Here is a 25835-nt window from a genome sequence, read left to right as displayed (position 1 = left end):
CGATGCGTCATCGTGGCACCCGTCACACCCACCCACCACCCACGAAGGAGGGTGGTTCAGCTGACGACCTCCGCCTCCCCGTCCCGCACGCTCACCCGCTGTGCCCCGCCGGCGCGCCGGATCCAGTGGCGGTCGTGCGTCACCGTGACGACGGCGCCAGGGTGTTCGTCGAGGGCGTCCTCGAGCTGGTCGACGAGCTCGGGGTCGAGGTGGTTGGTCGGCTCGTCGAGCAGCAGTACGTCACCAGGGTCCGCCAGCGCGATCGCCAGGTCTAGACGGCGACGCTGACCGACCGAGAGCGCCCGCACCTGACGCCTCAGGTCGTCCTCGCGCAGCAACCCGAAGCGGCGCAGCCGCTCGACGGCGTCGTCGCTGTGGATCCCGAGGGCGCGGGCGAACACGGCGACGACCGTGCCCGAGGGCGGGGTCGTCACCTCCTGTCTCAGCCAGGAGACCCGCACTCCCGGGGAGCGCTCGACGACGCCCGTATCAGGAGCGATCTCGCCGGCCAGCAGCCGCAGGAGCGTGGTCTTGCCGGCCCCGTTCGGGCCGGTCACCAGCCAGCGGTCCCCCGGCTTCATCGTCCATTCGGCCATCCGCAGCCGGGCACCGTCCTCCCGACGTACGTCGTGAAGGGCGAGGTAGCGCCCCTCCGCAGGCGGCGCCTCGGACCGAAGCCCGGCGGAGAACCGGAGCGGCTCGGGCGGCGGGGCCACGGGCTCCGCCCGGAGCCGAGCGACTCGCTCCTTCGCCATCCGGATCCGGCCCATCGCCCCGTGGTCGCGGCTGCGCGCGCGGAAGGCGCCGTGCCCGAAGCCATCGAGCTCGAGCTTGCGCGGGATCACCTCGAGGCGGAAGGCGTTCGCCTCGACGAGAGCCTCGTTGCGGGCCAGCTCGGCCTTCCACTGCTCGTGCCGCTCGGCCTGGCGGCGGCGCTCGGTCGCGCGGGCCACCAGGAATCCGGCGTAGCCGTTGCCGTAGCGACGCAGCCCACCGTCGCGTACCTGCACGATGTCGTCCGCGAACCGCTCGAGGAACGCACGGTCGTGGGTGACGACGACCAGCGCTCCGCGGTGCGCGGCCAGGCGCTCCTCGACCCAGGCCAGCGCGGAGTCGTCCAGGTCGTTGGTCGGTTCGTCGAGCAGCAGCAGCTCGGCGTTGGCCGAGAGCGCGACCGCGAGAGCGAGCCGCGCGCGCTCGCCTCCGGACAGACCCGCGACGAGACGACGCCGGTCGAGGCCACCCAGGCCGAGCTGATCCAGCGCGGCGTCGACGCGCCGGTCCACGCCATAGCCGTCGCGAGCCTCGAACCTGTCGATCAGGTCGCCGAGCTCCGCGAGCAGCACCGGGTGGTCCGGTTCGCCGGCGACGGCCAGGCGCTCCGAGCAACACTGGATGCGCGACTCGAGCGCCCGCAGGTCCGCGAGCAGGAGGTCGACGGCATCGTGCACCGTCGCCCCGGACGGGAACCGGGGCGCCTGCGAGGCGTGTGCGATACCGCCAGGAAGTACGACACGAGTCTCCCCCGCGACCGGCGCGCCAACGCCCGCGAGAAGGTCGAGCAGGGTGGACTTGCCGGCGCCGTTGTCGCCGATGACGGCGAGCCGGTCGGTCGCGCCGACCACGAGGTCGACACGGTCGAGCACGACCCGCTCGGCGAAGCGGACCGTGGCCGACCGCAGCTCGCAGACGCGGTGGCTGCGGACGATGGAGGTGATGGGGGCAGACGGGAACAAGAGGACTCCTCTGCGCGACGATCGAGCGTCGCAGCGAAACGCATCAGCAGATGCAGGATCAGAAACAGACCTCGAACGCGCCGATCAGACGACGCGGTCGCTCAGGACCCGCTGCGGAGAAACCTCGACGCAGCGTCCCGATCGATTACTTCAGAGTTCCCATCGAGATCAACGATAGCGGACGGAGCACCCGCCCGCGACGTGATTGATCTTCACAAGCTGATGGAGATCTCGAACGGCTGGACAGCGCGCAGGCTGCCCCGGTGGATGCCGGTGGCCACGTACGCGCCGGTGGTCTCGTCGCGCTCGAAGGTGTGCACGACGGGCTTGCCGTGCTCGTCCTCCACGCGCCAGAAGTTGGCGATCCCGGACTCTGCGTAGCGGGGCGGCTTCGCCTTGCGGTCTCGCTGGGAGGACTCGGGTGAGACCACCTCGACGGCGAGCAGGACGTCGGTGGCCTCCACCATGGTGGCGTCCTCGGGGACCTCGGCACTGGTGATGATGAGGTCCGGCTCCGGGCGGGTGCGGTTGTCCAGGCGGACGGTGAACTGGGTCAGCACGGTGAGCCCGTCGGGAGCCTGCTCGACCAGCGCGTGGTCGAGGAGCCGGATGACGTCGTGATGCCAGCGACGCTGCGGCGACATGTTGAGGATCAGTGCTCCGTCCCAGAGTTCGACGTGCTTGGGCGCGTCGGGAAGGTGGTCCAGGTCCTCGGCGAACCAGCCCTCGGGACGCGGGGGCGTCAACCAGTCAGGGAGTGCGGAGGTGGTCATGGTCCAAGGGTAACAACTGGCGGCGTCCTCGGACGGCGACTCACGAGCCACCCACTCTCGTGACTGGCTCCGGACGAGCGCGACCGTGCCTCGACATGGCGACCGCCCCGAGCACAGGACCAGGCACCAGGAGCAAGAAGGCGTACTGCCAGCTCGCGAGGGCAGCCACGAGCGGGGTCAGCTGGATGCTCACGACGGTGAGGGCAAAGCCGATGGCGGTCTGGGCACTGAGCGCGGTGCCGACGAAGCGGCTGTCGGCGACCTCGGACAGCGCGGTCGAGAAGACGCCGGAGTCGGCGATGACCGATGCACCCCAGACGGCGCAGAAGATCGCGACCACGGACGCCGGCGCAAGGAACGCCAACGGCGACAGTACGCAACAGGCGCCGCTGACCGACAGCGCGGCGACAGCTGCGGCGCGCCGGCCGAAGCGGTCCGCGGCCCATCCGCCCACGAGGCAACCGGCGAGACCGAAGAGCCCCATGCTGACGAACACGAGCAGCGAGCGGGCATCGCCCAGCTGACCGGCGGCACGGGAGTGCAGAAGGTACGCCGGGATCCAGGTCCACAGCGCATACAGCTCCCACATGTGGCCGAAGTAGCCGAGGTTGACCATTCGGGGACCGCGCTCGGCGAACATCGTGAGCACATACCGCGGATACAACGTGACCGGCCCACGAGCCAGGTGCGGACCAGGTGGACGACGCCGACGGCGAGCACGGCACCCAGCACCCCGACGACCGACGTCACCAGCAGCACGTCCCGCCAGGGAAGGGGCACCAGACCGCCGATCAGGTGCGGCAGGGTCGAGCCGATCGTGAGCGCACCGATGAGCAGCCCCATCGCCAGGCCGCGGTTGGTGCGAGGCGCCCACGAGGCCATCAGCTTGATGCCGACCGGATAGACGCCGGCGAGGAAGAAGCCGGTGGCGAACCGCAGGGCCAGCGCGCCGGCCAGGCCGTCGGCGAACCACGCGACCAGCGACGTACAGACCACCGCGAGCAACGCGCTTGCGCCCATCAGGACCTGCGCGGGCCACCGATCGGCAAGGTTCAGGACGGTCGAGGTCAGCGCGCCCGTGACGAAGCCGAGCTGCACTGTGCCGGTGAGCCACACCGCCTGGCCGGCGCTGACCTCCCACTCCCCCTGGATGCTCGGGACCACGGCCGAGACCGAGAACCACACCGCGAGCCCGAGGACCTGGACGGCGGCGATCGTTGCCCTCTGTGCGGTGGGAGTCATCGATAGGAGCCTCTCGCATGCCGTAGGTCTCGGTGTCGCCGGATCGAAGGTTTATACACTGCCGGGACGCACCGCCCGTCCATGGAGAGGTGAGCGTGATGACAGACCTCGCTGCCTGGTTGGCGGCTTTCGCCGACGAGCAGCGCCGGCCCGACGAGGTGGCCCGGTGGGCCGCGTCGACCGCCGACGCGATCCTGGTCGACGGCGAGGTCGATCTCGCCGATCTCAGACCACTCCTCCTGAAGGCCGTCGAAGAGCACTGGTACGCCTTCCTCGACCGGATCACGGTGCCGGACGCAGAGTTCGAGCTGGTCCCCTCCGCACGCACCATCGCCCTCGAGGCAGCGCGCCGCCATCTCGGTCTGCCGCTGCTGCTCAAGGTCTACCAGCGGGCCCAGGAGGAGAGCTGGGACTTCGCCGTGCAGGTCGTCCGGCAGGCACCCAGAGATCTCGACCACGAGGCCCTGCTGGTCTGGTTCTGGACGAAGGCCACCACCTGGTTCGGCTCCTCGGTGGAGCAATCGGTGCTGATCCATCAGACCGAGACCAACCGGATCCGGCAGCGCGGGGACGCCCGCCGTTTCGAGGTGGTCTCCCAGGCACTGGGGACCCGCAGCGTCTCCTCTGCCGAGCTGTCCGCCGCGCTGGCCGGCCACCCGATCAACATCCCGGGCCACCTCGCCCTGGTCGCGCACGCGCTCACCGCCGATTCCATCGAACAGCTGGAGGCCTCGCTCACGGCGGTCACCCGCCACGCGGGCCACGCCCGGTCGGTGCTGGTGCGGCCCGGTGGCCGAGAGATGTGGGCCTGGGTCGCGCTGGGCGATCGACCAGAATCCCTGACCGGCTCCATGACCGAGACCGGGATCGATCCCACCACCGTCCGGGTGACCCTGGGCGTCGGCGGAAGCGGTCTCGACGGCTTCGTCGCCGCCCACCTGGACGCGCAGGCCGCCCAACGGGTGGCCCTGGCTCCCGGACGCCACGAACCCGTGACGGCCTATGACGACGTGGCCGCGCTGGTCCTCATCGCTCACGACCCGGCCGCCGCCGAGCGGTTCGCCCGGACCACGCTGCGGGGACTGGCAGACCCGCCCCACGGCCGGCTGCGTGAGACCGTGCGGGAGGTGCTCACCTCGGCCGAGACGGCCGACAAGATCGCCGAGCGGCTGGCCATCCACAAGAACACCATCCGCTATCGGATCACCCAGGCCGAGGGTCTCCTGGGCCACCCGCTGCGCGAGCGCGCCGGCGACCTGCTTCTCGCGCTCGACTACCACGACGCCTTTCTCGCGACACCGACTGTGAAAACTCACAGTTTCCGATGACCGATTCGGCGTGATCGGCCAGAGACTTCGCTGCTTCGTACGTCCATTCTGACAGGAGACGTAACCGACCTCACAGGAGGCAGCAGATGACACTCGACGCCAGCGGCACCGTCGACCAGAGCTCCACCGCGAGGTGGCGGGACCGGAAGCGCTACCTCTGGCTCCTCGGCCTCGTGGTGCCTTCCTTCGCCTTCATCGCGGTCGGCGGCTACGCCCTGACCGGATGGGGCGTGTTCCTGTGGACCGGACCGATCGTCGTCCTCGGCCTCGTCCCGGCCATCGACTTCATGGCAGGTCTGGACCGCTCCAACCCGCCCGACGACGTCATCGAGGAGCTCGAGGAGGACCGGTACTACCGCTACATCACCTTCGCGTTCCTCCCGATCCAGTACGCCGGATTCGCCTTCGCGATGTACCTGATCGCGACCCAGGACTGGCCATTGGCGCACAAGATCGGCCTCGCCCTCACCATCGGGTTCATCGGCGGCATCGGCATCAACACCGCCCACGAGCTCGGCCACAAGAAGGAGAGCAACGAGCGCTGGCTGTCCAAGATCGCGCTCGCCCAGAGCTTCTACGGCCACTTCTACATCGAGCACAACCGCGGCCACCACGTCCGCGTCGCGACCCCCGAGGACCCGGCCTCCTCCCGGCTGGGCGAGAACCTCTACACGTTCTGGTTCCGCACCGTGTCCGGTTCCCTGAAGAGCGCCTGGGGCCTGGAGGCGAAGCGCTACCGGCGCAAGGGCACCCACCCGTTCCACCTCGGCAACGACGTCCTCAACGCCTGGCTGATGAGCGCGGTCCTGTGGACCGGCATGACGCTGTGGCTGGGCGTCGGGATCCTGCCCTACCTCGTCCTCCAGGCGGTCATCGGCTTCTCCCTGCTGGAGGTCGTCAACTACCTGGAGCACTACGGGATGCTGCGCCAGAAGACCACGTCCGGGCGCTACGAGCGCGTGCTGCCGATGCACTCGTGGAACTCCAACAACATCGCCACCAACGTGCTCCTCTACCACCTGCAGCGCCACAGCGACCACCACGCCAACCCGACGAGGCGCTACCAGACCCTGCGTGACTACCGGGAGTCCCCGGCCCTGCCGACCGGCTACGCCGGGATGATCGTGCTGGCTCTGGTCCCGCCGCTGTGGCGCCGGGTGATGGACAAGCGGGTCGTCGCGCACTTCGACGGTGACGTCCGGCTGGCCAACGTACGTCCGGGACGGCTCGACAAGCTGCTGGGCGCGTTCCCGCCGCCTGCTGCCGAGCCGACTCTCGATGAGGTCGAGGACGTGACCCGGCAGAGCTTCGACGACGAGGTCGCCGCGGGTCGGTGCCCCGGCTGCGGCTACGTGTACGAGGTCGCGGCCGGCAACGAGCTCGAGGGCTTCGCCGCGGGCACGGCCTGGCGCGACATCCCCGACGACTGGTGCTGCCCCGACTGCGGCGTGCGCGAGAAGGTCGACTTCATTCCGCTGAAGGAGTCAATGCTGTGAGTGCGATCGAAGCTGACAAGACCGTGTGCGAGGGCATCGGCATGTGCGAGGCGCAGGCCGACGACTACTTCCAGGTCGGCGACGACGGCCTCGTCGAGGTCCTCGCCGACGAGGTGCCCGACCCGGACCGCGGCTACGTCAAAGCCGCGATCGACTCCTGCCCGGTCTCCGCGCTCCGCCTCCTCGGCTGAGCGCGCCCATCGAGACGGAACCGAACCCATGTCAACTCCCCACGACCGCCACCTCCTCGTCGTCGGCGCCGGCCTGGCCGGGCTTCGCGCCGTCGAGGGAGCTCGCGCCGCCGGCTGGGCCGGGCGGATCACGATCGTCGGCGACGAGCCGCACGCTCCCTACGACCGGCCGCCGCTGTCGAAGGCGGTGCTGGCCGCCGACGAGCCCCCGCCCGTACCTGCACTCCGGTCCGAAGAGGTGCTCGAGACGCTGCAGGTACGCCACCTGCCAGGCGTGCGGGCCGAGGCCCTCGACACCGAGCGCCGGATGGTGACCACCACCTCCGGAGAGCTCGGCTACGACGCGCTGATCATCGCCACCGGCAGCGCCGCCACGACCGTGCCGGAGCTGTCCGGCGTCCGCGGGGTGCATGTGCTCCGGCGCTACGACGACGCGCTCGCAGTACGTGAAGCCATGGCCCGCTCGCGAGAGGTCGTGATCGTCGGCGCCGGGTTCATCGGCTCCGAGATCGCCTCGGCCGCACGGGCCCGCGGCATCGGCGTCACCATCGTCGAGGCGAGCGAGCGACCCCTCGAGCGTGCGGTCGGGCCGGCCGCCGCCGTACGACTGATGCAGCTCCACGCCGACGCGGGGGTCAGGCTGCTCACCGCGACGACCGTGTCCGGCGTCCGCTCGACCGACGTCGGCGTCGACAAGGTCGAGCTGAGCACCGGCGAGACCCTGGCCGCCGATGCGGTGGTCCTGGGCATCGGCGCACGCCCGGCCACCGCGTGGCTCCGCGACAGCGGCGTCGAGCTGGACGCTCGCTCCGGCGGCGTCCTCTGCGACAGTCGCCTCGCCACGAGCGCTCCCGGCGTCTGGGCCGCGGGCGACATCGCCTGTGTCGACGGCGTACGCAGTGAGCACTGGACCGCCGCCGGCGAGCAGGGCCGGGTCGCCGGCGCCAACGCCGCCGGAGCCGACGCCGGTGGCGCAACCGAGGTCTTCGCCGCCGTCCCGTTCGCCTGGTCCAGCTGGCACGGTCACCGGATCCAGGTCGTCGGGGAGACCACCGCTGCCGGTGAAGAGGACCACGGCGACGGCTTCGTCCTCTACCGGCGCCGCGGCGCCGCAGTGGGCGCGGTCGGCATCAACAGCCCCGGCCCGATGGCCCGACTGCGTCGCGCCCTGACTGCGCAGACCAACCCTTGACGACTAGGTCAATAAGTGATTTAGTCACTTATTGTGACCAGCAACACATCATCGCTCTCTGAACGCATCGCCGACGGGATCGTCGCCATGATCGAGGCCGCAGGCCTGGAGCCGGGCGACGCCCTGGCCTCCTCGCGCGAGCTGGCCAAACGATTCGAGGTGACCACCCCGACGATCCGGGAAGCGCTGCGCCGCCTGGAGGCGACCGACGTGATCCGCTTCCGCCACGGGTCAGGGACCTACGTGAGCGGCGGGGTGAACCGGCGCCTGCTCGTCAACCCGCACGTCTCGGAATCCCGGAGCGAGTCCGTCCTCGAGCTCCTCGATGCCCGGATCGTGCTCGAGCCACCGGTCGCCGCAGCCGCGGCCGCGCAGCGCACCGACGACGACCTCGCCGCACTGACGATGTCGGCGGACAACGCGCTCAAGCCGCAGTACGCCGACGAGCGGCCCGAACTGCACTTCCACGTCGCCCTCGCCGGCGCCTCCGGCAACCTGCTGCTGCGCGAGACCGTCGAGGCGCTGCTGCAGGTGAGGGCGCGTGACCAGATCGAGATCCGGCACCGCTACACCGATCGCGACCGCGACCATGCCGACCACCTCCGGATCGTCGAGGCCGTACGCGACGGGGACCCCGACGCCGCGGCCGCACTGACCCGCGAGCACCTGCTTGCGATCCGCGAGGCCCTCGCCGCCACCCTCGGCACGGAGCAGCCCCGATGACCGCGAAGCTCGCCGAGATGACCACCCTCGAGGCCGCACGGGCGGTCGAGGCCGGGACGGTCGCGGTGATCCCCGTTGGCGCGTTCGAGCAGCACGGCGCCGGCCTCCCCCTCGCCACCGACCAGATCCGCGCCGAGGCGCTCGCCGACGCCGTCGCCGCGGCGCTGCCCGGGAAGGTGGTCATCGGCCCCGGCGTACCGGTCGGGGTCTCGCCGCACCATCAGGCCTTCGCCGGCACCGTGAGCCTGCGCCCCGCGCTGTTCGCCGCCGTCGTCCGTGAGTACGTGGAGTCGCTGGCCGCCCACGGCTGGCACCGGTTCCTGGTCATCACCGGCCACGGCGGCAACAACGCCACCCTCGGCACCTTGGCCCAGGACCTGCTGCGCGACCGGCCGGACCTGGAGCTCGCCTGGGCACCGGTGACCGTGCTGGCCAAGGACAGCGTGGCCGCCATGGAGCTGAGCCCGATCAGCGGCCACAGCGGCGAGGCCGAGACCGCCCAGATGCTGCACATCGCCCCTCACCTCGTACGCCACGATCTGCTCGCCCCGGGCACCACCACGCCCGACGAGCTCGATCCGCTCGCCCGGCTGGCCCGCTCGGTGAGCCATCCCGCAATGGCCCTCCCCTACGACCGACTCTCCCCCAGCGGCGTGCTCGGCGATCCCCGCCGTGCCACCGCCGAGGACGGCCGGGCGATCTTCGCCGAGGCCACCGACCGACTCGTCGCCTTCATCAAGGAGTGGCTCGACACCTAGGCCACCGGCCTCACCCACACGCTCGGGACCCGACCGGGACGCACACCGCGTCGCCGGGCGATCCAGCACACCCGAAACCGCACCAAACTGCCCCGAAAGGAGCACGACATGTCCCCACGACACCTCCGCTTCCTGGCGCCGGCCATCGCCGTCACAGCCGTGGCCGCAGCGTCCTTGGCCCCCAGTGCCGTCACCGCCCTGGCTCCCGCCTCCGCCAAGGCCGGAGCCGAGACCACCGCGAGCAGGACGCCGTGTGCCACACCCACTGACCAGGAGCCCGACAGCAGCCAGAAGCACGACCTGACCAGCGGCGACCTCGAGCGCAGCTACGTGCTCCGCCTGCCCGAGGGGTACGACCGCCGCGACGACTGGCCGCTGATCGTCGCCTTCCACGGCCGTGGCAGCACCGGCGTGGAGGTCGAGGGCTACTCCGAGCTCTCCGACCTGCCGGCCGTGGTCGCCTACCCCGACGGCGCGATCGGCACCGGGTCGGGTCACCGCAAGGCCTGGCAGGGCGCGCCGTACGAGGCTCCCGGTGTCGACGACGTCGCCTTCACCCGCGACCTGCTCGCCGCCATCGATGCCGACCACTGCATCGACACCAACCGCGTCTATGCCACCGGGAAGTCCAACGGGGGCGGCCTCGCTGCCCTCCTCGCCTGCCGGATGCCCGGCACCTTCGCCGCCGTCGCCCCGGTTGCGCCCGCGCTCTACCCGGGCACCCGCACCGGGTGCTCGGAAGCACCGCCGACACCGATCCTGCAGATCCACGGGGTCGCCGATGCCACCATCCCCTACGCGGGCGATGCCGATCGCGACCTGCCCGCGATCCCCGAGTGGGTCCGGGGCTGGGCGGAGCACAACGGCTGCACCACCTCCACCACGCGCACCAAGCGCGACATCGAGACCACCCGCTGGGCCGGGTGCGACCAGGGCGCCGAGGTCCAGCACGTCGCCGTCGAGGGCGGCGGCCACGTCTGGCCGGGCGCCGACATCTACTCCGGTGGCGGTCACGTCACCCACACCATCGAGTCCGCGTCGGTGATCTGGGACTTCTTCTCCCGTCACCGCCTCACCAGCGAAGGGTGACCTGCGATGACGAGCACCGCAACCCCGACCAGCAGCGAGAGACTGCCGTGGATCATCCGCGCCATGGGCGTGATCGAGCGCGTCGGCAACGCCTTGCCGCACCCGTTCTGGCTCTTCTGGATCCTCGCCGCCATCCTGGCCGTGATCAGCGCGATCTGCGCCGCCGCCGGCGTCTCGGTCATCTCCCCCGGTGACGGCGAGGAGGTCGTCGTACAGAACCTGCTCAGCGGCGAGGGCCTGGCGATGGCCGTCTCCACGATGGTCTCCAACTTCGCCGAGTTCCCGCCGATGGCGACGATCGTCGTGGTCATCATGGGTGTCGCCGTCGCCGAGCGCACCGGCTTCCTCACGTCCACGATGAAGGTCGGGATCTCCCGGGTGCCGGCGGGCTGGGTGGTCTTCGCTGTCGCGTTCACCGGCACCGTCGCCCACGTGGCCTCGGCGGCTGCGTACATCATCCTGGTCCCGCTGGCCGGCCTCGCCTTCCGCGCCGTCGGCCGCTCCCCCATCCTCGGCATCGTGGTCGCCTACACCGCGATCGCCAGCGGGTACGACGCCAGCCCGATCCCGACGCCCAACGACGCGATCTTCGCCGGCATCACCACCGCCGCGGCACAGATCATCGACGAGAACGCGTACGTCTCCCCGGTGAGCAACTGGTTCTTCAACATCGCCTCCTCGGTGCTGCTGGCCGCGGTGATCACGCTGATGACCAAGCTCGTCCTCTCCAAGCGGCCGGACCTCGATGCCGACGAGGACGCCGACGACGGCGACTTCGGGACCCTGGAGCTCGACGGGCGCGAGCGCCGGGCGCTGCGCTGGGCAGTGGTCACCCTGCTCGCCTCGATCGTGGTCGTCGCGGCCATCGTGATCCCGCCGTCCTCGCCGCTGCGAGGCGAGGACGGGTCGCTGACCGAGTCTCCGTTCCTCACCGGCATCGCTGCGATCGTCGCGATCCTCTTCGGGCTCGCCGGCATCGTCTACGGCACCCTGTCGGGGTCGATCACCAAGGCCGGGGACGTGCCGGCCCTGATGGCCCAAGGCATCAAGCAGATGGCGCCGGTGCTGGTGCTGTTCTTCGCGATCGCGCAGTTCCTGGCGTACTTCGAGTGGTCCAACCTCGGTGACGTCATCGCGGTCAACTCCGCCGAGGCGCTGCAGACCAGCAACATCCCGGTCTGGGTGGTCTTCCTGCTGGTCCTGGGCCTTCTCAGCGTCGTCAACGTGATGGTGACCAGCGGCTCGGCGATGTGGTCGATCGCCGCACCGGTCCTGGTGCCCATGCTGATGCTGCTCTCGGTGCCGCCCGAGACCACCCAGGCGCTCTTCCGGATCGCCGACTCCGGCTCCACCGCGATCACCCCGATGAGCCCCTACTTCGTGATGGCCCTCGGCTTCCTGCAGCGCTACCGCAAGGACGCCGGCATCGGCACCCTCGCCTCCTACACGCTGCCACTGGCGATCGCGATGAGCCTGGCCTGGACCGCACTGTTCTTCCTCTGGTGGGGCCTCGGCATCCCGTTGGGCCCGGGGGCACCGGTCCGCTGAGCGAGACGGGGCGCGCAACGTCACCTCGTGTAACACGTTGTTCGTAGTACTACTCGCCCGTTATAACGACCGGATAGACCTACGAACGACGTGTTACACGTGCCGGCGCCGCCCGACTGAAAGACTTCGACCCGTGAACGTACTCATCAGCGCCGACGAGCTGGCTACCGCGCTCGACTCCGGCCAGCCCCCGGTTCTCCTCGACGTACGCTGGCAGCTCGGCGGCCCGCCGGGGCACGAGTCCTATCTCGAGGGCCACCTTCCCGGCGCCGTCTACGTCGATCTCGACACCGAGCTGGCCCGTCACGGCGAGCCCACCGACGGGCGTCACCCGCTTCCCGAGCTCGCCGACCTGCAGGCCGCGGCCCGCCGCTGGGGCATCGACGACGGCGACGCGGTCGTCGTCTACGACGCCGTCGGGAACACCTCCGCGGCCCGCGCGTGGTGGCTGCTGCGCTGGGCGGGTGTTGCCGACGTACGACTCCTCGACGGCGCCCTCGGCGCGTGGACCGCCGCCGGCCACCCGCTGGTCACGGACGAGGTCGTGCCCACGCCCGGCACGGTGACGCTCACCCCTGGTCATCTGCCGGTGCTGCCGTTCGAGCAGGTCGGGGCCTTCGAGGGTCTTCTTCTCGACGCCCGCGCGGCCGAGCGCTACCGCGGCGAGGTCGAGCCCGTCGACCCGAAGGCCGGGCACATCCCGGGCGCGGTCTCCGCACCGACCGTCGACAACCTCGGCCCCGACGGCCGCTTCCTCGCCGCGAAGGAGCTTCGGGACCGCTTCGCCGAGCTCGGCGTCGAGGCCGACTCCCCCACCGCCACCTACTGCGGCTCCGGCGTCACCGCTGCCCACCAGATCGCCGCGCTGGCCATCGCCGGCTACGACGCCGCGCTGTATCCGGGCTCTTGGAGCCAGTGGAGCAACCACGACCTTCCGGTCGCGACCGACTAGATCGGGAACAACAGCCTTGACCTCAAGTCAACTTCATCTTTCACGATGGTGGCACACCACGACAGATGGAGTTGAACCATGACGGAGAGCAACGACCGACCGGCCATCACCGTGATCGGGATGGGCAACATGGGATCGGCGGTCGCCCGGGCCTACCTCGAGCGCGGCTATCGGACCACGGTCTGGAACCGGACGGCCGACAAGGCCGAGGCGCTGGCTGACGCAGGAGCCGAAGTCGCGTCCACCGCGGCGAAGGCGGTGGCCGCCAGCCCCGTCACGATCCTCAGTCTGCTGGACAACACCGCGGTCGAGGACGTGCTCGAGTCCATCGGCGACGCGGCCACCGGCCGGACCCTCGTCAGCCTGACCAGCGGCTCCCCTGCCCAGGCCCGGGCGAACGCGTCCTGGGCGGCCGAGCACCAGGCGGCGTACGTCGACGGGAAGATCATGGGAGACCCGCCCGACGTCGGCACACCCAGGGTCTCACTGGCCTTCAGCGGCGATCGCGACGTGTTCGAGACCGTCCGGCCGGCTCTCGACCAGCTCGGCACCGTCGCCTACCACGGGCCCGACGCCGGGCACGCGGCCGTGGAGTTCAACGCCCAGGTCGCGATGGGCTACGAGTTCCTGATCGGCTTCCTGCACACCCTCGACCTCGTCGAGCGCGAGGGCATGGACACCGAGGCGTTCACCGAACGGCTCGCCGGATCGCTCGCCGGCTACGCCGGGCTGTTGCGGATGATGACCGGCGCGATCAAGAGCGGAACGTACGGCCCCGACCTCGGCTCGCTCGACGTGCAGGCCGCGCTGATGGACGACCTGATCGGGCACCGAGAGTCGGCCGGTGTCGAGTCCGTGCGGATGCGGGAGGTGAAGTCGCTGATGGACCGCCGGATCGCCCAGGGTCACGGCGATCAGGGCTTCTCCAGCATGTACGAGCTGCTACGACCCTGACTTCTGCGCCTCCCAGGCGGCGACCTCCGCCTCCGAGCGGAGCACGCAGAGCTGGTTGCCCTCGGGATCGGCGAAGATCACCCAGCCGGTCCCGGGGCCGTACTTCCCACGGTGGTCGGCGAGCTGCGTGGCGCCGAGCTCGAGGAGCCGCTCGACCTCCTCGTCGCGGGTGCCGGTGCGCGGGCGGAGATCGAGGTGGATCCGCTTTGCGGGCAGCTCCTCGTCCGGCACCTCGATGAACAGCAGGCGGTGGCCGGTCTCGGGGTCGAGGATCATGCACTCCTCGTGGCCCGGCAGGTTCGGATCGCCTTCCACGTCGACGTAGCCGAGCAGGGCCTTCCACCACTCGGAGAGCGCGTACGCGTCGTGGCAGTCGATGGTGGTGTGCGACACGAAGAGAGTCATGCCGACATCGAAGCCTACGAGCGCACCCTAGTCCACCGGGTATCACAGACCTCAGGCGGACTCGGCGACCTGCTCCTCCATGAACTGCGGGAGCAACTCGATCGCGATCGGAGAGGCGGCGTCGATCTTCTCCTGCGTGACCCCGCAGATCCGGAGGCAGGTGGCGGCGATCGCCCAAGCCTCGCGGCACGGAATCCGCCGCCCCGGCTCCTCGGTGCGCATGTTGATCACACCTTCGACCTGCTGGATGAGCAGGTCGCCGAGCTGCTTGCGGCTGACCGTCGAGCGCACCGTCTTCGAGGCGACCTCGCTGGCCAAGTCCGCGTAGTGGGCAGCCAGCTCGGCGTGCTCGTTGCGGAACTCGTCGTAGACCTCGCACTTGGCCACGTCGGGGAGCTGGTAGAGCATGCCGACGTTGTGCGGCACGTCGGCCAAGGTGCGTACGTCGACGAGGACCAGCAGGTAGAGCGCGGTCTCGAAGTCGAGCGGTGGCACGCGGTTCAGGATCTTCTCGACCTTCTCCGTGGTCGGTCGGACCGACCGGCGAAGCAGCTCGCCGAGGATCTCGTCCTTCCCCGCGAAGTGGTAGTAGAGCGAAGCTTGGCGGATGCCGACCACGTCGGCGATCTCGCGAGTAGACGTCGCCGCGAAACCCTGGGAGACGAACAGCCGCGAGGCTGCGTCCAGGATCTGGTCACGCGGTGAGGTCGTACCTGAGTCGGGAACATGCCTAGGGCGGCCGGGCCGAGAGCGCCTAGTTGTCATGTTGCCCATCTAACTCCCCTCCGGACTTTCAAGGAAGACTTGAAAGGACTTTATCCTCTACGAAAAATGAGTCATAGGACCTATTGGACATAGTTAGGTTGGGCTATGTCCAGGATGTGCTTGTTTGCGTCGGGCAGTACCCGTTCACATGCACCTGAAGCCCCCATGAACGGCGTGGTGGCCGGGTCTCGCCATGTGCTTCGGCGCTGTCATCCGGTTTCCACCTGCCGTCGAAAGGGCTAACGACGTTGTGGATGACAGGTCACGCACCTGTTGGAAACTCGTGTAACGCCTGTGGTGACGGCCACCTGATGATTCGTACGCGCGCTCGATCCGCCCGTGCTTAGATCCTCCCCATGGTTCGCCGGAGTGCAGTCGCCATCGCCCTGCTGGCCCTCGTGGCCGGCGTCTCTCCTTTCGCAGCGGCCGGCTCGGCAGCCGGAACGGCCATGCCACCGAATCCGTACGCCGGTCCCGACGGCACCTGGAACATGCACGGTGACGCCGGCGCCTCCGACACGACGCCGTTCGCAGGGCCGGGTGCTCGCCCCTCCCCCGCACAGCCGGTGACCCTGCCGGCGGTGTGCCCGACGATCCTCAGCGGCGCCGACGGGATGGTCCAGGCGCTCTGCACCGAGTACGTCGACCGGGCCCCCAGCCTCTACCTCCTCGACCCCACCACGCTCCTGCCCGTCGCCCGCCGCCACCTCTCTGCCGGATCCCTGCTCGGTGGCGTGTACGCCTACATCGACGACGAGTCGCGGCTCGTCACCGTCGACGGATCCGGCTCGCTGCTCTGGCTGGCGCACTCCAGGTCGTTGCTCGGCTGGTCGATCGACGTGGAGCGCGAGGTGCCGATCCCGTTGCCTGACGGCGATGCGGTCACCACCGTCGGCCCCGGCTACGACGCCAACGTCTGGTTCGCCACCGCCCAGGGCCGAGCCGGGTACGCCACGCCCGAGGGTGACGTGGTCACCACGAGCCTCGGTGCCGGTGAGGAGAAGGTCGCCAACTCCATCTCCAGCGCCCCGAGCGGGGTCGCGGTGACGACGGACCACGCGACGTACCTTCTTCGTGCCGACGGCGACGCCGACGAGGTGGAGACGGTCTGGCGCCAGGCGTACGACCGCGGTGTGGCCCGCAAGCCGGGACAGCTCAGTCACGGCAGCGGCTCGACGCCGACGTTCTTCGGAGAGCGCACCGGCGCCGATCTCGTGGTGATCACCGACAACGCCTCCCCGCGCGAGAACCTCCTCGTCTACCGGGCCCGCGACGGGCGGGAGGTCTGCCGGCTCCCGATCCTCACCGACGACAGCAGCGGCACGGAGAACTCCCCCGTGGCCTGGGGAGACTCCGTCTACATCGCCAGCACGTACGGCTACCCCTACCCTGCGCAAGCGACCGAGGACGCGGGCGTGTCCGTCCCGGCCGAGGCCGACTTCGTCGGAGGCATGGAGCGCATCGACGTCGATGAGCAGAACGGCACCTGCGAGTCGGTGTGGCGCAACGAGGTCCCCTCGGCCGCAGTCCCCCGGCTCTCCCGCGGCGAGAACGTCCTCTACACCGTCACCCGGCGCGGCATCGCGCCGACCTGGCGCGTGGCCCGGATCGACCCTGCGGACGGCGAGCTCCTCTCCGAGACCTTCCTCGGCCTCGGACCGTTGGCCAACACCCTGCAGATGGTCGGCACGATCCTCCCTGACGGCACTCTCCTCCAAGGAACACTCAGCGGGCTGGTCGCCGTGCGGCGCTGAGCCTCTCACGGACAGTCGCGGCCGGGGACGCGCGCGCGGCCTAGGCTTGTCCTGTGGGGAATGAGCAGACGCGCGGTCGTCGCGACGCAGACCTGACCGGGCAGCTCGGCACCACGCTGAGGCACTTCATGCACCTGGAGTCGACGAGCGCCGGGCTGCTGGTGATCGCCTCGCTGCTGGCGCTGGCCTGGGCCAACTCGCCGTGGTCGCACGGCTACGAGCACCTGTGGGAGACGGTGCTGTCGATCCGGCTCGGCGACATCGGCCTCTCGATGAGCTTGCATCACTGGGTCAACGACGGCCTGATGGTGATCTTCTTCTTCGTCGTCGGCCTGGAGGTACGCCGCGAGCTCGCCGTCGGCGAGCTCACCGACCGCAGCCGCATGGTGGTGCCGCTGATCGCCGGTGCGGGCGGCCTGATCCTGCCCGCGCTGATCTACCTGCTGCTCAATCCGTCCGGCGAGGCAGCCCGCGGGTGGGGCATCGTGATCGGCACCGACACTGCCTTCCTGCTCGGCATGCTCGCGCTGGTCGGACCTGCCGTCTCGACCCAGCTGCGGATCTTCCTGCTCACGCTCACCGTCATCGACGACATCGTCGCGGTGAGCGTCATCGGGGTGGCCTACACCGACCACCTCTCGATCGGGCCGTTGGTCGTTGCCGCGCTGGCGCTGGCCGGGATCTTCGCGCTCGACAAGGCGAAGGTGTGGCGGGCCTGGCCCTACGTGCTGCTCGTCCTGGTCGCCTGGGTGGCGACCCTCGGCGCCGGTCTGCACGCCTCGATCGCGGGGATGCTGGCCGGGCTGCTCGTGCCGGCCGCGGAGCCGACCCGGGCCCAGATGGAGGTCGCGACCTCGCGGTTCCGGGCGTTCCGGCAGTCGCCGCTGCCCACGCTGCAGCGGGAGACGCGTGACGAGCTGACCCGCACGATCTCGGTCAACGAGCGGCTCCAGGAGACGCTGCACGTGCCGACGAGCTACCTCATCGTGCCGGTCTTCGCACTCGCCAACGCCGGTGTCGACCTGCGCGACGGTGTGCTCGGCGAGGCGCTGCGTTCGCCGGTCACCTGGGGGGTCATCGCCGGCCTGGTGCTGGGCAAGACGCTCGGGATCGGCTTCGGCGCGCTCGCTGCGACGCGGCTCGGGCTCGGTCGGTTGCCCCAGGGGGTGGGCGGCGGCCACGTCCTCGGCGGCGCGGCGCTGTCGGGGATCGGCTTCACCGTCGCGCTGCTGATCATCACGCTCGCCTTCGACTCGGAGACTCTGCAGCGTGACGCGATCGTCGGCGTGCTTCTCGCCGTCGTGATCGCCTCCGCGCTCGGCTGGCTGATCTTCCAGCTCTCCGCGCGTTTCCTCGGCCAGCGCGACGCGGCCCTGCCGAAGCTGCTCTCGCCGCCCGTGGACCCCTCGCGCGACCACATCTACGGCGACGCGTCCGCCGAGGTGACGCTCGTCGAGTACCTCGACTACGAGTGCCCCTTCTGCGCCCGAGCCACCGGCACCGCCAACGAGGTCCGCGACTACTTCGGCCCTCGGATCCGCTACGTCGTACGCCACCTCCCGCTCCCCCAGCACCCGCACGCCGAGCTCGCCGCGGTCGCTGCCGAGGCTGCCGGGCGGCAGGGACGGTTCTGGGAGATGCACAAGCACCTCTTCGCGCATCAGAACGAGCTCGAGCACCAGGATCTCGCCGGCTATGCCGCTGTTCTCGGGCTCGATGTCGAGCAGTTCCTCCGCGACCTGGAGGATCCTGTCCTCGCCGAGCACGTTCGCGAGGACATGGCCTCCGCTGACGCCAGCGGGGCGCGGGGTACGCCGACGTTCTTCGTCGGGGCTCATCGTCATGAGGGTCGCTACGACGCTCGCACCCTCATTGCTGCGCTCGAGCGGTCGGCTACTGGGGAGACTGCGAGGCTTGGGGTGCGGTCTCGGCGTTGAGGGGGCGGTGTCGGCTTGTTTCGCTGGTCGAGCTTGTTCCGTCCCCCGTTGGTCGAGCCTGTTCCGTCCCCCGTTGGTCGAGCCTGTTCCGTCCCCCGTTGGTCGAGCCTGTTCCGTCCCCCGCTGGTCGAGACCCTTTGCCCCGCTGGTCGAGCCGCCGGAGCCGCTAGGCGGAGGCGTGTCGAGACCAACACGGTTCCCTGCCGGATCGTCTGGCCACCGGTGGTCGAGCTTGTCGACCCCTCCCTGCCGGAAGGGTTTCTTCTTCGGCCAGCGGGGCCGCCGACCCGAGTTCTACGGTCTTCTCGACGAACCCCGGAGTCAAGGACGGCCTTCGGCCGCCGGCTTCGCCGGCCGCTACCGCGGTCCTTGACACCGGGGCCCGTCGAGAAAATATTTGGCTGGCTATCGGGGCGGCGGCCCGGGTGTGGCGCAGCGGAATCATGCTTCGGAAGGTGCTGTCGTGGGGGTGGAGGGTGGCCCTTCGGGCCACTTAGCGTCCACAGGTCTGATGCTCGTTCGCTAACCACGAGAAACGTGTTTGACCTGGGGAAATAGATGGATTCGCGGGTTTATGAAGGGTAGAATCAGACCCATCACGACACGCCTTCGAACACTCGGAAGGGAGGGTGGCGATGAGTCTGGACGGCAGCATCGACCACTGGGGCACCAACCCCGCTGATGCGATCGGAGCGGCTCTTGACGCCATCGAGACCTCTCTTGCTGGGTTGCTTGCGATGGACCCGGACTATTGGCGCACCAGCCAGAAGAAGGACTTCCTGGCCCGGGTCGAGAAACTCCAAGCCCAGCAGGCCGCGTTGAGGCTGCGGGTCCTGGCTTCCTCGGGTGACATTGCTGCTGAGACCGGTGACAAGGACGCCTCGGCCTGGATGCGGGCCGAGCTGGTTGTCGACAAAGGTGCCGCCCGCGCCCAGATCAAGCTCGCTACCACCGTGGCTCGGTATGAGCTGGTCGCTGCCGGCTTGGCTGAGGGTGTCGTCTCCCAGGACAAGGCCCGGGTCATCACTCGTGCGCTCGACAAGATCAAGACCGATCCCATCGCCACCGGCGAGGACCTGGTCCTGGCGGAGAAGCTGCTGGTCGAGTACGCCACCCAGATGACCGCCAACGAGCTGCGGATCGTGGGCAAACGGATCCTGGTCGAGGTCGACCCTGTCCGGTTCGAAGAGGCCGAGGCCAAAGCCCTCCTGGCCGAGGAAGAACGTGCCCGGCAGAAGACCGCGCTACGGGTCTGGGACAACGGTAACGGGACGATCGGGTTCGACGGTGTGCTGCCGACCGCGATCGGGATGCGGTTCAAGACCCTGGTCGAGGCGTGGGCCCAGCCCCGCAAGCAGCGGCTGGTGGAGAAGGGTGTTCCGCTGCCTCCGTGGGAACGGCTCACGGGGCAAGGGTTCGCCCGGCTGATCGAGACCATCGACCCCACCACACTGCCCCGTCACGGCGGCGACGCGACCGTGGTCAACGTCGTGATCTCCCTCGCTGACCTCCGCAACGAGCTCGGCACCGCGACACTCGGGTTCGACGAGACCAACGGCACCACCATCACTGCAGCCGAGGCCCGTCGGATGGCGTGCAACGCCACCATCATCCCCTGGGTCCTCGGCGGTGACAGCGTGGTCCTCGACGCCGGCCGGGAAAGCAGGTTCTTCCAACCCATCCAACGCAAAGCACTCCGACTACAGCAGAAGTGCTGCCAAGCCGAAGGCTGCGACATGCCACCAGAGTGGTGCGATGCGCACCACCTCAAACCCTGGGCCGCCGGCGGAAGAACAGACCTGAACGACGGGGTCCTGCTGTGCCCTCATCATCACCGGCTCGCGCATGCCCCCGGATACACGCATGAGCGGTTGCCCGACGGCACCATCCGGTTCACCCGCCGCCCCTGAGCCCGGCGGGCAAGCCGCTCCGCGCAGCTAGCTCCCAGCAGAGCTGGGCGTCTTGACCGCGCCTTCGGCCCGTTCGCCGCTGCGCTTGCGCAGTGCGACCCAGGTGGCGAGCACGACGATCAGGAGCATGATCACGTTGTGGGCGTACTTCGGTCCTGGCGCGACGTCGCCGATGAGGGGGAAGTAGGTGAAGGCCAGCAGACCCCGCTCGAGGAGGTACGCGGCGCCGACTGCTGCGGTGTGCCGGATCGTCCATGCACTCCTCCGCGAGGCCAGGGCGATGAGGATCCCGAGCGTGGCTGTGGTCGTCGCTGCCAGCACGACGCCCAGCCAGGTCGGGGGCAGCAGATCGGGAACCGTCGCGAAGATCAGGGAGACACCGAGGACCTGCCAGATCGCGAGGTCTCGCGCGCCGGCCGGAGCGTGGCCCGGTCGTCGCCGACTGCCGATCAGCGCGGCACCGAGCAGCATCGCGCCGATCACGCCGACGGTGACGATGAGCTGAGCCGGGGTTCCTGAGCGTGACTCGGGGTCGGTCACGATCAGGGTTGCGGCGACCGCGTAGGCGACCACGGCCAGGACCGTGCCGATCGGGCCGAGCCAGGGCTTCCTGGCCCGGGCGGGCGACCACGCCTCGGCCAGCGCCACCGGCGCGGCGAAGCTGTAGATCACGTGGCCGATGATGAAGGAGTAGGCGTTGTAGCCGCTGAGTCCCAGAGACGGGACCAGGGTCGGCTCCCGGTTCTCCTCCCACCCGTCGTACCCGCCGTAGTCGGTGCTGAACAGAGATTGGTCGATGAGACCCGCCTGGGCCGTACCCAGAGCCGCGAAGATCAGCAGCAGGCTCGGCCAGCCCCAGCCCAGACGGCGGACCAGCTCCCGGGCGAGCAACGCCGGCGCTCCGTAGAGGGCGCCGAAGAAGACCAGGGCGAACGTGATGCCACCGGGGTCGCCCGTGCTGTCCCCGTACGCTGCCAGCAGCTCGGCCCCGACCCCGCACAGCACCAGCAGGCCTGCGATCTGGAGCACGCGACCCCGACCCCGACGGCGTCCACCTGGCGTCCCCGCGGGAGAGGGACGCGCCGCGACCCGTCGACCCAAGGCGTACGCCGCAACCACCAGCCCGGCCACCTGGACCCAACGCGCGGCGGTGACCGGCAGTCCGCGGTCACCGATCAGATCCGGCCCGATGCCGGCGCCGACGGAGGCGACCGTCACCACGGCCACCGCGGCCAGCCCGAGGATGGCACCGGCAGTGCCGCGCAACCACGAGGCGGCCGCCGCGCCGACCAGCAGAATCGGCACGCCGGGCGGGATCCGGAGCCCGCCGTCGGATGCCGGCGGGCCGACGACGCCCAGTCCGATCAGGGCGAGCCCCGCGACCAGCAGTCCGGCCGGGCCCAGCCGTCGATAGCTCATGGGTCCAGGCTATGAACCCAGGAGCTCGGCCACATCGACCTTCGGTCGCTGCGGTCTCGACTTTGGTCGCCGCAGGCTCAGGCTTCCGGCGACGACTCCGCTGACGACTCCTCCGCGGTCGGCTCCTCCGCCGACGAGGCCTCCGCGGCAGCACCCTGGCGCTGCGGGCGCCAGAACGCGGCGAGCAGGAGGGCCGTGCCGAGAACACCGGCGCCGAGCGCCACCGCTCCACCGATCCAGCCGTCGTAGACGGTGTCGAGGGCCGAGTCGAGCGAGATCGTCCCGGGGCCGGTGACGCCGAGGACGACCGCGACGACGGCCAGGATCATCACGTACTCCCAGCCCTCCTTGAAGATGAAGAACCCGTTCGGTCGGTGCGCCAGCAGCGCGGCGACGAGCATCACCCCGACGACACCGGCGGCGGCCAGCGGCGTGATGAGGCCCAGGATCAGCAGCACGCCGGCTCCGATCTCGGTCACCACGCTCGCCCATGCCTGCAGGGTGCCGTGACGCAGGCCGAGGCTCTCGAACCAGCCCGCCGTACCGGCGATCTTTCCGCCCCCGCGCCAGTGGTTGACGCCGTGAGCGATCATCGTGCCGCCCACGGCAAGACGGAGCAGCATCAGGGCAAGGTCGACGGGGTCCATCACAGAATTCCTCGGGGGTCGGGGTACGGAGGGCCCACCCTAGTGGTCCGGTAAAGGTGCGCGGAGGGACGCCGTAGGCTCACCCGGGTGCTGCTGCTCGGAGTCATGCTCGCCCTGGGCTCCGCGATCGCCCACGCCGCCTGGAACACGGCGTCGAAGACCATCGCACCTGCGGGGAGACCCGCGCTCTGGGCGGTCGCGATCGTGGAGTGCTGCCTGGTCGTCACGGTCACCACGATCGTGATGATCGTGCGTGGGCACGGCATCACGCTGTCGTGGGAGCTCCTCCTGCTCTCCCTGGGCAGCACCGCGATGCACGCGCTGAGCATGGGACTGGTCCAGGTGGCCTACCAGGACTTCGACGTCAGCCAGATCTACCCGCTCTCCCGCGGCCTCGCGCCGGTGGTGGTGGCGCTCACCGGCATGGTGGCGCTCGGGCAGTGGCTGAGCTGGACACAGTGGGGCGGCGTACTCCTGATGGCGGCGGCGGTCGGGGCGCTGCTGTTCGAGACCGTCCGAACCCGAGGCTCGCTGCAGGCGAAGCCGCTGTTGTGGTCGGCCGGCATCGCCGTCTCCATCGCGGCGTACACGACCTATGACGGTTGGGTGGTCGTGGAGCGCGGCCTGGATCCGATCGCCTACTACGCCGTCGGCACAGTGATCCAGGTGGCGCTGTGGAGCGTGGTCGTGCGCGGGAAGCACGCCGAGGGGCTGCGCCAGCTCCGGATCCACGCGCGGACCGTGGCCGCCCTCGCAGTGCTCATCCCCACCTCGTACGTCCTCGCCCTCTACGCCACCCTGCACGCGCCGGTGTCGTTGGTCGCGGCAGTGCGCAGCTCGAGCCTGATCTGGGTCGCGCTCTCAGCTGCGCTGGTGCTGCACGAACCGATCGGGAGGGTACGCGTCGCAGCGACGGTCCTCGCAGCGGCGGCTGTGGTCGCGATGGTGGTGTGAGGTTCAGGCACGGAGCCCGGGACGGAGCCCGGGCCGGGCGATGAAGACGTAGAGGAGCGCCCCGAGCCAGCCCAGGAAGATCATCAGCAGGACATAGAGGATCTTGCTCTGACCGGCCGCGGTCCACACGCTGTCCGGTGTTCGGAGCGCCTGCACCAGCATCATCAACCACCACACGGTGATTGCGCACCAGACCAGCAGCAGCATGATGCCACCGATCAGGTACGCCCATTCGGCTCCGGTGGGCAGGCCGATCATCGGCGTCATGGCATCTCTCCCGGCTCGTGGTGATCGCGGTTCTCTCGACGGAGGACGGCATCCTGCACATCGTCGACCACGCCAGGGACATTGTGATCACCGGTGGTGTCACCGTCCACCCCAATCGGCGCTGACGGCATCGGCGCTGACGGCTCAGCGCGGGGCCAGGATCCGCAGCTGGAGCATCGCGGCGAAGCGCTGCTCGGGGTCGGAGAGCTCCAGTCCGCTGACCTGCTCGAGTCGGCGCAGCCGGTAGCGCAGCGTGTTCGGGTGGATGAAGAGGGCCGCGGCTGCGGTGCGCACATCGCCGTTGGCGTCCAGCCATGCGTCCAGGGTCTCGGCGAGGCCGGAGTCGTTGCGCTCGTCGTAGTCGAGGAGCCGCGCGATCGGGCCGACCGGGCGCTCGCCGCGCGCGGCCGCGAGGTCGCGGAGCTCGAGGAGCAGCGACTGGGTGTAGACGTCGGCGAGCCGGGCCACCGACCGGGACGCGGTCCCGGGGGCGACGCCGTCGCGGAGCACCCGCAGCGCCCGGTTGGCGGCCTCGCGCGAGGCGACGATCGCGCTGACGTCCGGGGCGACGCCGCCGACACCGACGACGACCGGCAGCCGGGCGCCCAGGCGTTCACAGAACTCCCGGGCCAGCCGAGCCGCCCGCTCCTCGGGCTCGGCGCCATCGCCCGGCAGCGGGACCAAGGCGTACGCCACGCCGCCGACGACCGCCACGGCCGAGGCCGGAACGGCAGCCGAGAGATGCACGGCCAGCGCGTCGGCAGCGCGCTCGAGGCTGCTGGCGCCGCCCGGGTCGGGCTCGTGGTCGACCGACTCGTGTCGTAGCGCCAGGGCGAGCACCACCACCGGACGTCCGGCGAGGCCCAGCCGGCCCAGCGCATCCCGAGCGCCGGCACCGCCCTCGAGCACCGAGCTGACCAGGTCCGTACGCAGCCGCCGCTGCACATCGGCGCCGGCCCGCACGCGCAGCATGTGGAGGGCGACCAGGCTGGCCGCGTCACGCATCGCGGCGCTCCGCTCGGGCGTGACCTCCCCGTCCATCGCGGCCCAGATCGAGCCGAGGACCTCGTCGCCGGCGCGCACGGCGATCGCGACCCGCTGCTTGCTGATCCTGTCCTCGTCGAGCCGGGCCGGGTCGACGACGACGGGCCGGTGCTCACGGTAGAGCTCGCGGAAGACGCCGAGCTCGGTGAGCAACCGGGCGTAGCGTTCGGGCACCTGGCGACCGATCACCGTCTCGACCCGGGAGGCGTCGGCCTCGTCCTGGCGGCCGGAGAAGGCGAGCACCCGCGAGCTGCGGTCCTCGATCGTCACCGGTGCGTCCAGCAGGGCACCGATCGCGTTGGCGACCGCGAAGAGGTCTCCAGAGGGCAGCCCGCCCAGCGTCTCGGCCTCGGCCGGGCCGATGTCGCCCTCGGCCAGCAGCGAGCGCAGCAGGGCGGTCAGCTGCGCCCAGGTCGCCCCGCGACGCAGCCCGAGCAGGGCGATCCGGGCGTCTTCGACCGCGGCCGACAGGTCCGCGGTCAGCACGACGGGCGCGCGTACGACCAGTCCGACCGCCCCGCGCCGCCCGACCTCCCGGACGAGGCCGGGCAGCTCGCCCGCCGGCACCCCGACGGCCAGGACGAGCGCTCCGGCAGGATGGACCGGCTCGTCGTCGGGGTCGTGGATGACCACTCCCCCGATCTCGCCCTCGTGTGCCGGGTCGCCGGCCAACAGCTCCAGGAGCGAGTCGCCCAGATCGTCGAGGACTCGCCCCAGACTCGCGCGCGGACGCTGGCTCACGCCCGGCATC

23 protein-coding genes and 1 pseudogene are annotated in these 25835 nt (G+C 70.2%); 14 read left to right on the top strand and 10 right to left on the bottom strand.

Features of this window, described 5'->3' with window-relative positions; translation table 11 throughout:
* Positions 1-56: 56 nt before the first annotated feature.
* The 4 genes and pseudogenes from IEY84_RS05640 to IEY84_RS27055 all read right to left on the bottom strand — a co-directional run.
* Complete coding sequence (locus IEY84_RS05640; protein ID WP_183545394.1) at positions 57-1682, bottom strand: ABC-F family ATP-binding cassette domain-containing protein; 1626 nt, start codon at positions 1680-1682, stop codon at positions 57-59.
* Positions 1683-1948: 266 nt separating this feature from the next.
* Positions 1949-2509 carry a Uma2 family endonuclease gene (locus tag IEY84_RS05635; RefSeq protein WP_183544750.1) on the bottom strand — a complete coding sequence of 187 codons (561 nt, stop codon included), beginning with the start codon at positions 2507-2509 and terminating at the stop codon, positions 1949-1951.
* A gap of 40 nt (positions 2510-2549) precedes the next feature.
* Positions 2550-3158, bottom strand: coding sequence for an MFS transporter (locus IEY84_RS26645; protein ID WP_229788378.1), 609 nt, complete (start codon positions 3156-3158; stop codon positions 2550-2552).
* Between the two features lie 62 nt (positions 3159-3220).
* Positions 3221-3751: pseudogene (locus IEY84_RS27055) on the bottom strand (MFS transporter); the annotation flags it as partial.
* A 98-nt stretch (positions 3752-3849) separates the two neighbouring features.
* On the opposite strand from IEY84_RS27055, the gene IEY84_RS05625 reads away from it, so the two are divergent.
* From IEY84_RS05625 to IEY84_RS05580, 10 genes are all read left to right on the top strand, one after another.
* Entirely contained in the window at positions 3850-5079 is a 1230-nt protein-coding gene (locus IEY84_RS05625) for a PucR family transcriptional regulator (protein WP_183544752.1), read from the top strand.
* 86 nt (positions 5080-5165) lie between these two features.
* Positions 5166-6575, top strand: coding sequence for a fatty acid desaturase (locus IEY84_RS26640; protein ID WP_183544754.1), 1410 nt, complete (start codon positions 5166-5168; stop codon positions 6573-6575).
* Positions 6572-6766 (top strand): ferredoxin, encoded by a 195-nt coding sequence (locus IEY84_RS05615; protein WP_183544756.1) that lies wholly within the window; start codon positions 6572-6574, stop codon positions 6764-6766. Before IEY84_RS26640 ends, IEY84_RS05615 begins: the two co-directional genes overlap by 4 nt.
* Before the next feature lie 28 nt (positions 6767-6794).
* Positions 6795-7958 (top strand): NAD(P)/FAD-dependent oxidoreductase, encoded by a 1164-nt coding sequence (locus IEY84_RS05610; RefSeq protein ID WP_183544758.1) that lies wholly within the window; start codon positions 6795-6797, stop codon positions 7956-7958.
* Between the two features lie 33 nt (positions 7959-7991).
* Positions 7992-8681 carry a FadR/GntR family transcriptional regulator gene (locus IEY84_RS05605; RefSeq protein WP_183544760.1) on the top strand — a complete coding sequence of 230 codons (690 nt, stop codon included), beginning with the start codon at positions 7992-7994 and terminating at the stop codon, positions 8679-8681.
* Complete coding sequence (locus IEY84_RS05600; RefSeq protein WP_183544762.1) at positions 8678-9439, top strand: creatininase family protein; 762 nt, start codon at positions 8678-8680, stop codon at positions 9437-9439. The genes IEY84_RS05605 and IEY84_RS05600 overlap by 4 nt, the downstream gene beginning before the upstream one ends.
* 108 nt (positions 9440-9547) lie before the next feature.
* Entirely contained in the window at positions 9548-10528 is a 981-nt protein-coding gene (locus IEY84_RS05595) for a CE1 family esterase (protein ID WP_183544763.1), read from the top strand.
* 6 nt (positions 10529-10534) lie between these two features.
* A complete protein-coding gene (locus IEY84_RS05590; RefSeq protein ID WP_183544765.1) occupies positions 10535-12076 on the top strand; it encodes an AbgT family transporter in 1542 nt (513 codons plus the stop codon).
* 133 nt (positions 12077-12209) lie between these two features.
* On the top strand, positions 12210-13028 hold the full coding sequence (locus IEY84_RS05585; protein ID WP_183544767.1) for a sulfurtransferase: 819 nt from the start codon (positions 12210-12212) through the stop codon (positions 13026-13028).
* 78 nt (positions 13029-13106) lie between these two features.
* Positions 13107-13982 (top strand): NAD(P)-dependent oxidoreductase, encoded by an 876-nt coding sequence (locus tag IEY84_RS05580; RefSeq protein ID WP_183544770.1) that lies wholly within the window; start codon positions 13107-13109, stop codon positions 13980-13982.
* On the opposite strand, the gene IEY84_RS05575 is transcribed toward IEY84_RS05580, so the two are convergent.
* Together IEY84_RS05575 and IEY84_RS05570 are read right to left on the bottom strand one after the other, a co-directional pair.
* A complete protein-coding gene (locus tag IEY84_RS05575) occupies positions 13971-14387 on the bottom strand; it encodes a VOC family protein (protein ID WP_183544772.1) in 417 nt (138 codons plus the stop codon). The two genes, IEY84_RS05580 and IEY84_RS05575, sit on opposite strands and share 12 nt — an antisense overlap.
* 51 nt (positions 14388-14438) lie before the next feature.
* On the bottom strand, positions 14439-15152 hold the full coding sequence (locus tag IEY84_RS05570; protein WP_229788377.1) for a TetR/AcrR family transcriptional regulator: 714 nt from the start codon (positions 15150-15152) through the stop codon (positions 14439-14441).
* A gap of 356 nt (positions 15153-15508) precedes the next feature.
* On the opposite strand from IEY84_RS05570, the gene IEY84_RS05565 reads away from it, so the two are divergent.
* The 3 genes from IEY84_RS05565 to IEY84_RS05555 all read left to right on the top strand — a co-directional run bounded on the left by IEY84_RS05565 (position 15509) and on the right by IEY84_RS05555 (position 20753).
* The gene (locus tag IEY84_RS05565) at positions 15509-16906 is read left to right on the top strand and encodes a PQQ-binding-like beta-propeller repeat protein (protein WP_183544776.1); all 1398 of its coding nucleotides are present in this window, start codon (positions 15509-15511) and stop codon (positions 16904-16906) included.
* Positions 16907-16959: 53 nt separating this feature from the next.
* Positions 16960-18843 carry a Na+/H+ antiporter NhaA gene (gene nhaA, locus IEY84_RS05560; protein ID WP_229788376.1) on the top strand — a complete coding sequence of 628 codons (1884 nt, stop codon included), beginning with the start codon at positions 16960-16962 and terminating at the stop codon, positions 18841-18843.
* A 635-nt stretch (positions 18844-19478) separates the two neighbouring features.
* On the top strand, positions 19479-20753 hold the full coding sequence (locus IEY84_RS05555; protein WP_183544778.1) for an HNH endonuclease signature motif containing protein: 1275 nt from the start codon (positions 19479-19481) through the stop codon (positions 20751-20753).
* 27 nt (positions 20754-20780) lie between these two features.
* Here the strand turns inward: IEY84_RS05555 and IEY84_RS05550 are convergent, their stop codons facing one another.
* Positions 20781-22172 (bottom strand): hypothetical protein, encoded by a 1392-nt coding sequence (locus IEY84_RS05550; RefSeq protein ID WP_221208732.1) that lies wholly within the window; start codon positions 22170-22172, stop codon positions 20781-20783.
* Positions 22173-22249: 77 nt separating this feature from the next.
* Positions 22250-22819, bottom strand: a complete 570-nt coding sequence (locus IEY84_RS05545; protein ID WP_183544780.1) for a DoxX family protein — start codon at positions 22817-22819, stop codon at positions 22250-22252.
* A gap of 87 nt (positions 22820-22906) precedes the next feature.
* Here IEY84_RS05545 and IEY84_RS05540 point away from each other — a divergent pair, with 87 nt between their 5' ends.
* Positions 22907-23773 carry a hypothetical protein gene (locus IEY84_RS05540; protein WP_183544782.1) on the top strand — a complete coding sequence of 289 codons (867 nt, stop codon included), beginning with the start codon at positions 22907-22909 and terminating at the stop codon, positions 23771-23773.
* Between the two features lie 3 nt (positions 23774-23776).
* Here IEY84_RS05540 and IEY84_RS05535 read toward each other — a convergent pair whose 3' ends face one another.
* Complete coding sequence (locus IEY84_RS05535; protein ID WP_183544785.1) at positions 23777-24040, bottom strand: hypothetical protein; 264 nt, start codon at positions 24038-24040, stop codon at positions 23777-23779.
* 144 nt (positions 24041-24184) lie between these two features.
* Positions 24185-25834 (bottom strand): PucR family transcriptional regulator, encoded by a 1650-nt coding sequence (locus tag IEY84_RS05530; protein ID WP_183544787.1) that lies wholly within the window; start codon positions 25832-25834, stop codon positions 24185-24187.
* Between the last annotated feature and the right edge of the window lies 1 nt (position 25835).

The sequence above is a fragment of the Nocardioides albus genome (genome assembly GCF_014648255.1).
In the GTDB taxonomy this organism is placed as follows: Bacteria; Actinomycetota; Actinomycetes; order Propionibacteriales; family Nocardioidaceae; genus Nocardioides; species Nocardioides albus.
This window is presented reverse-complemented; position numbering and strand designations above follow the sequence as displayed.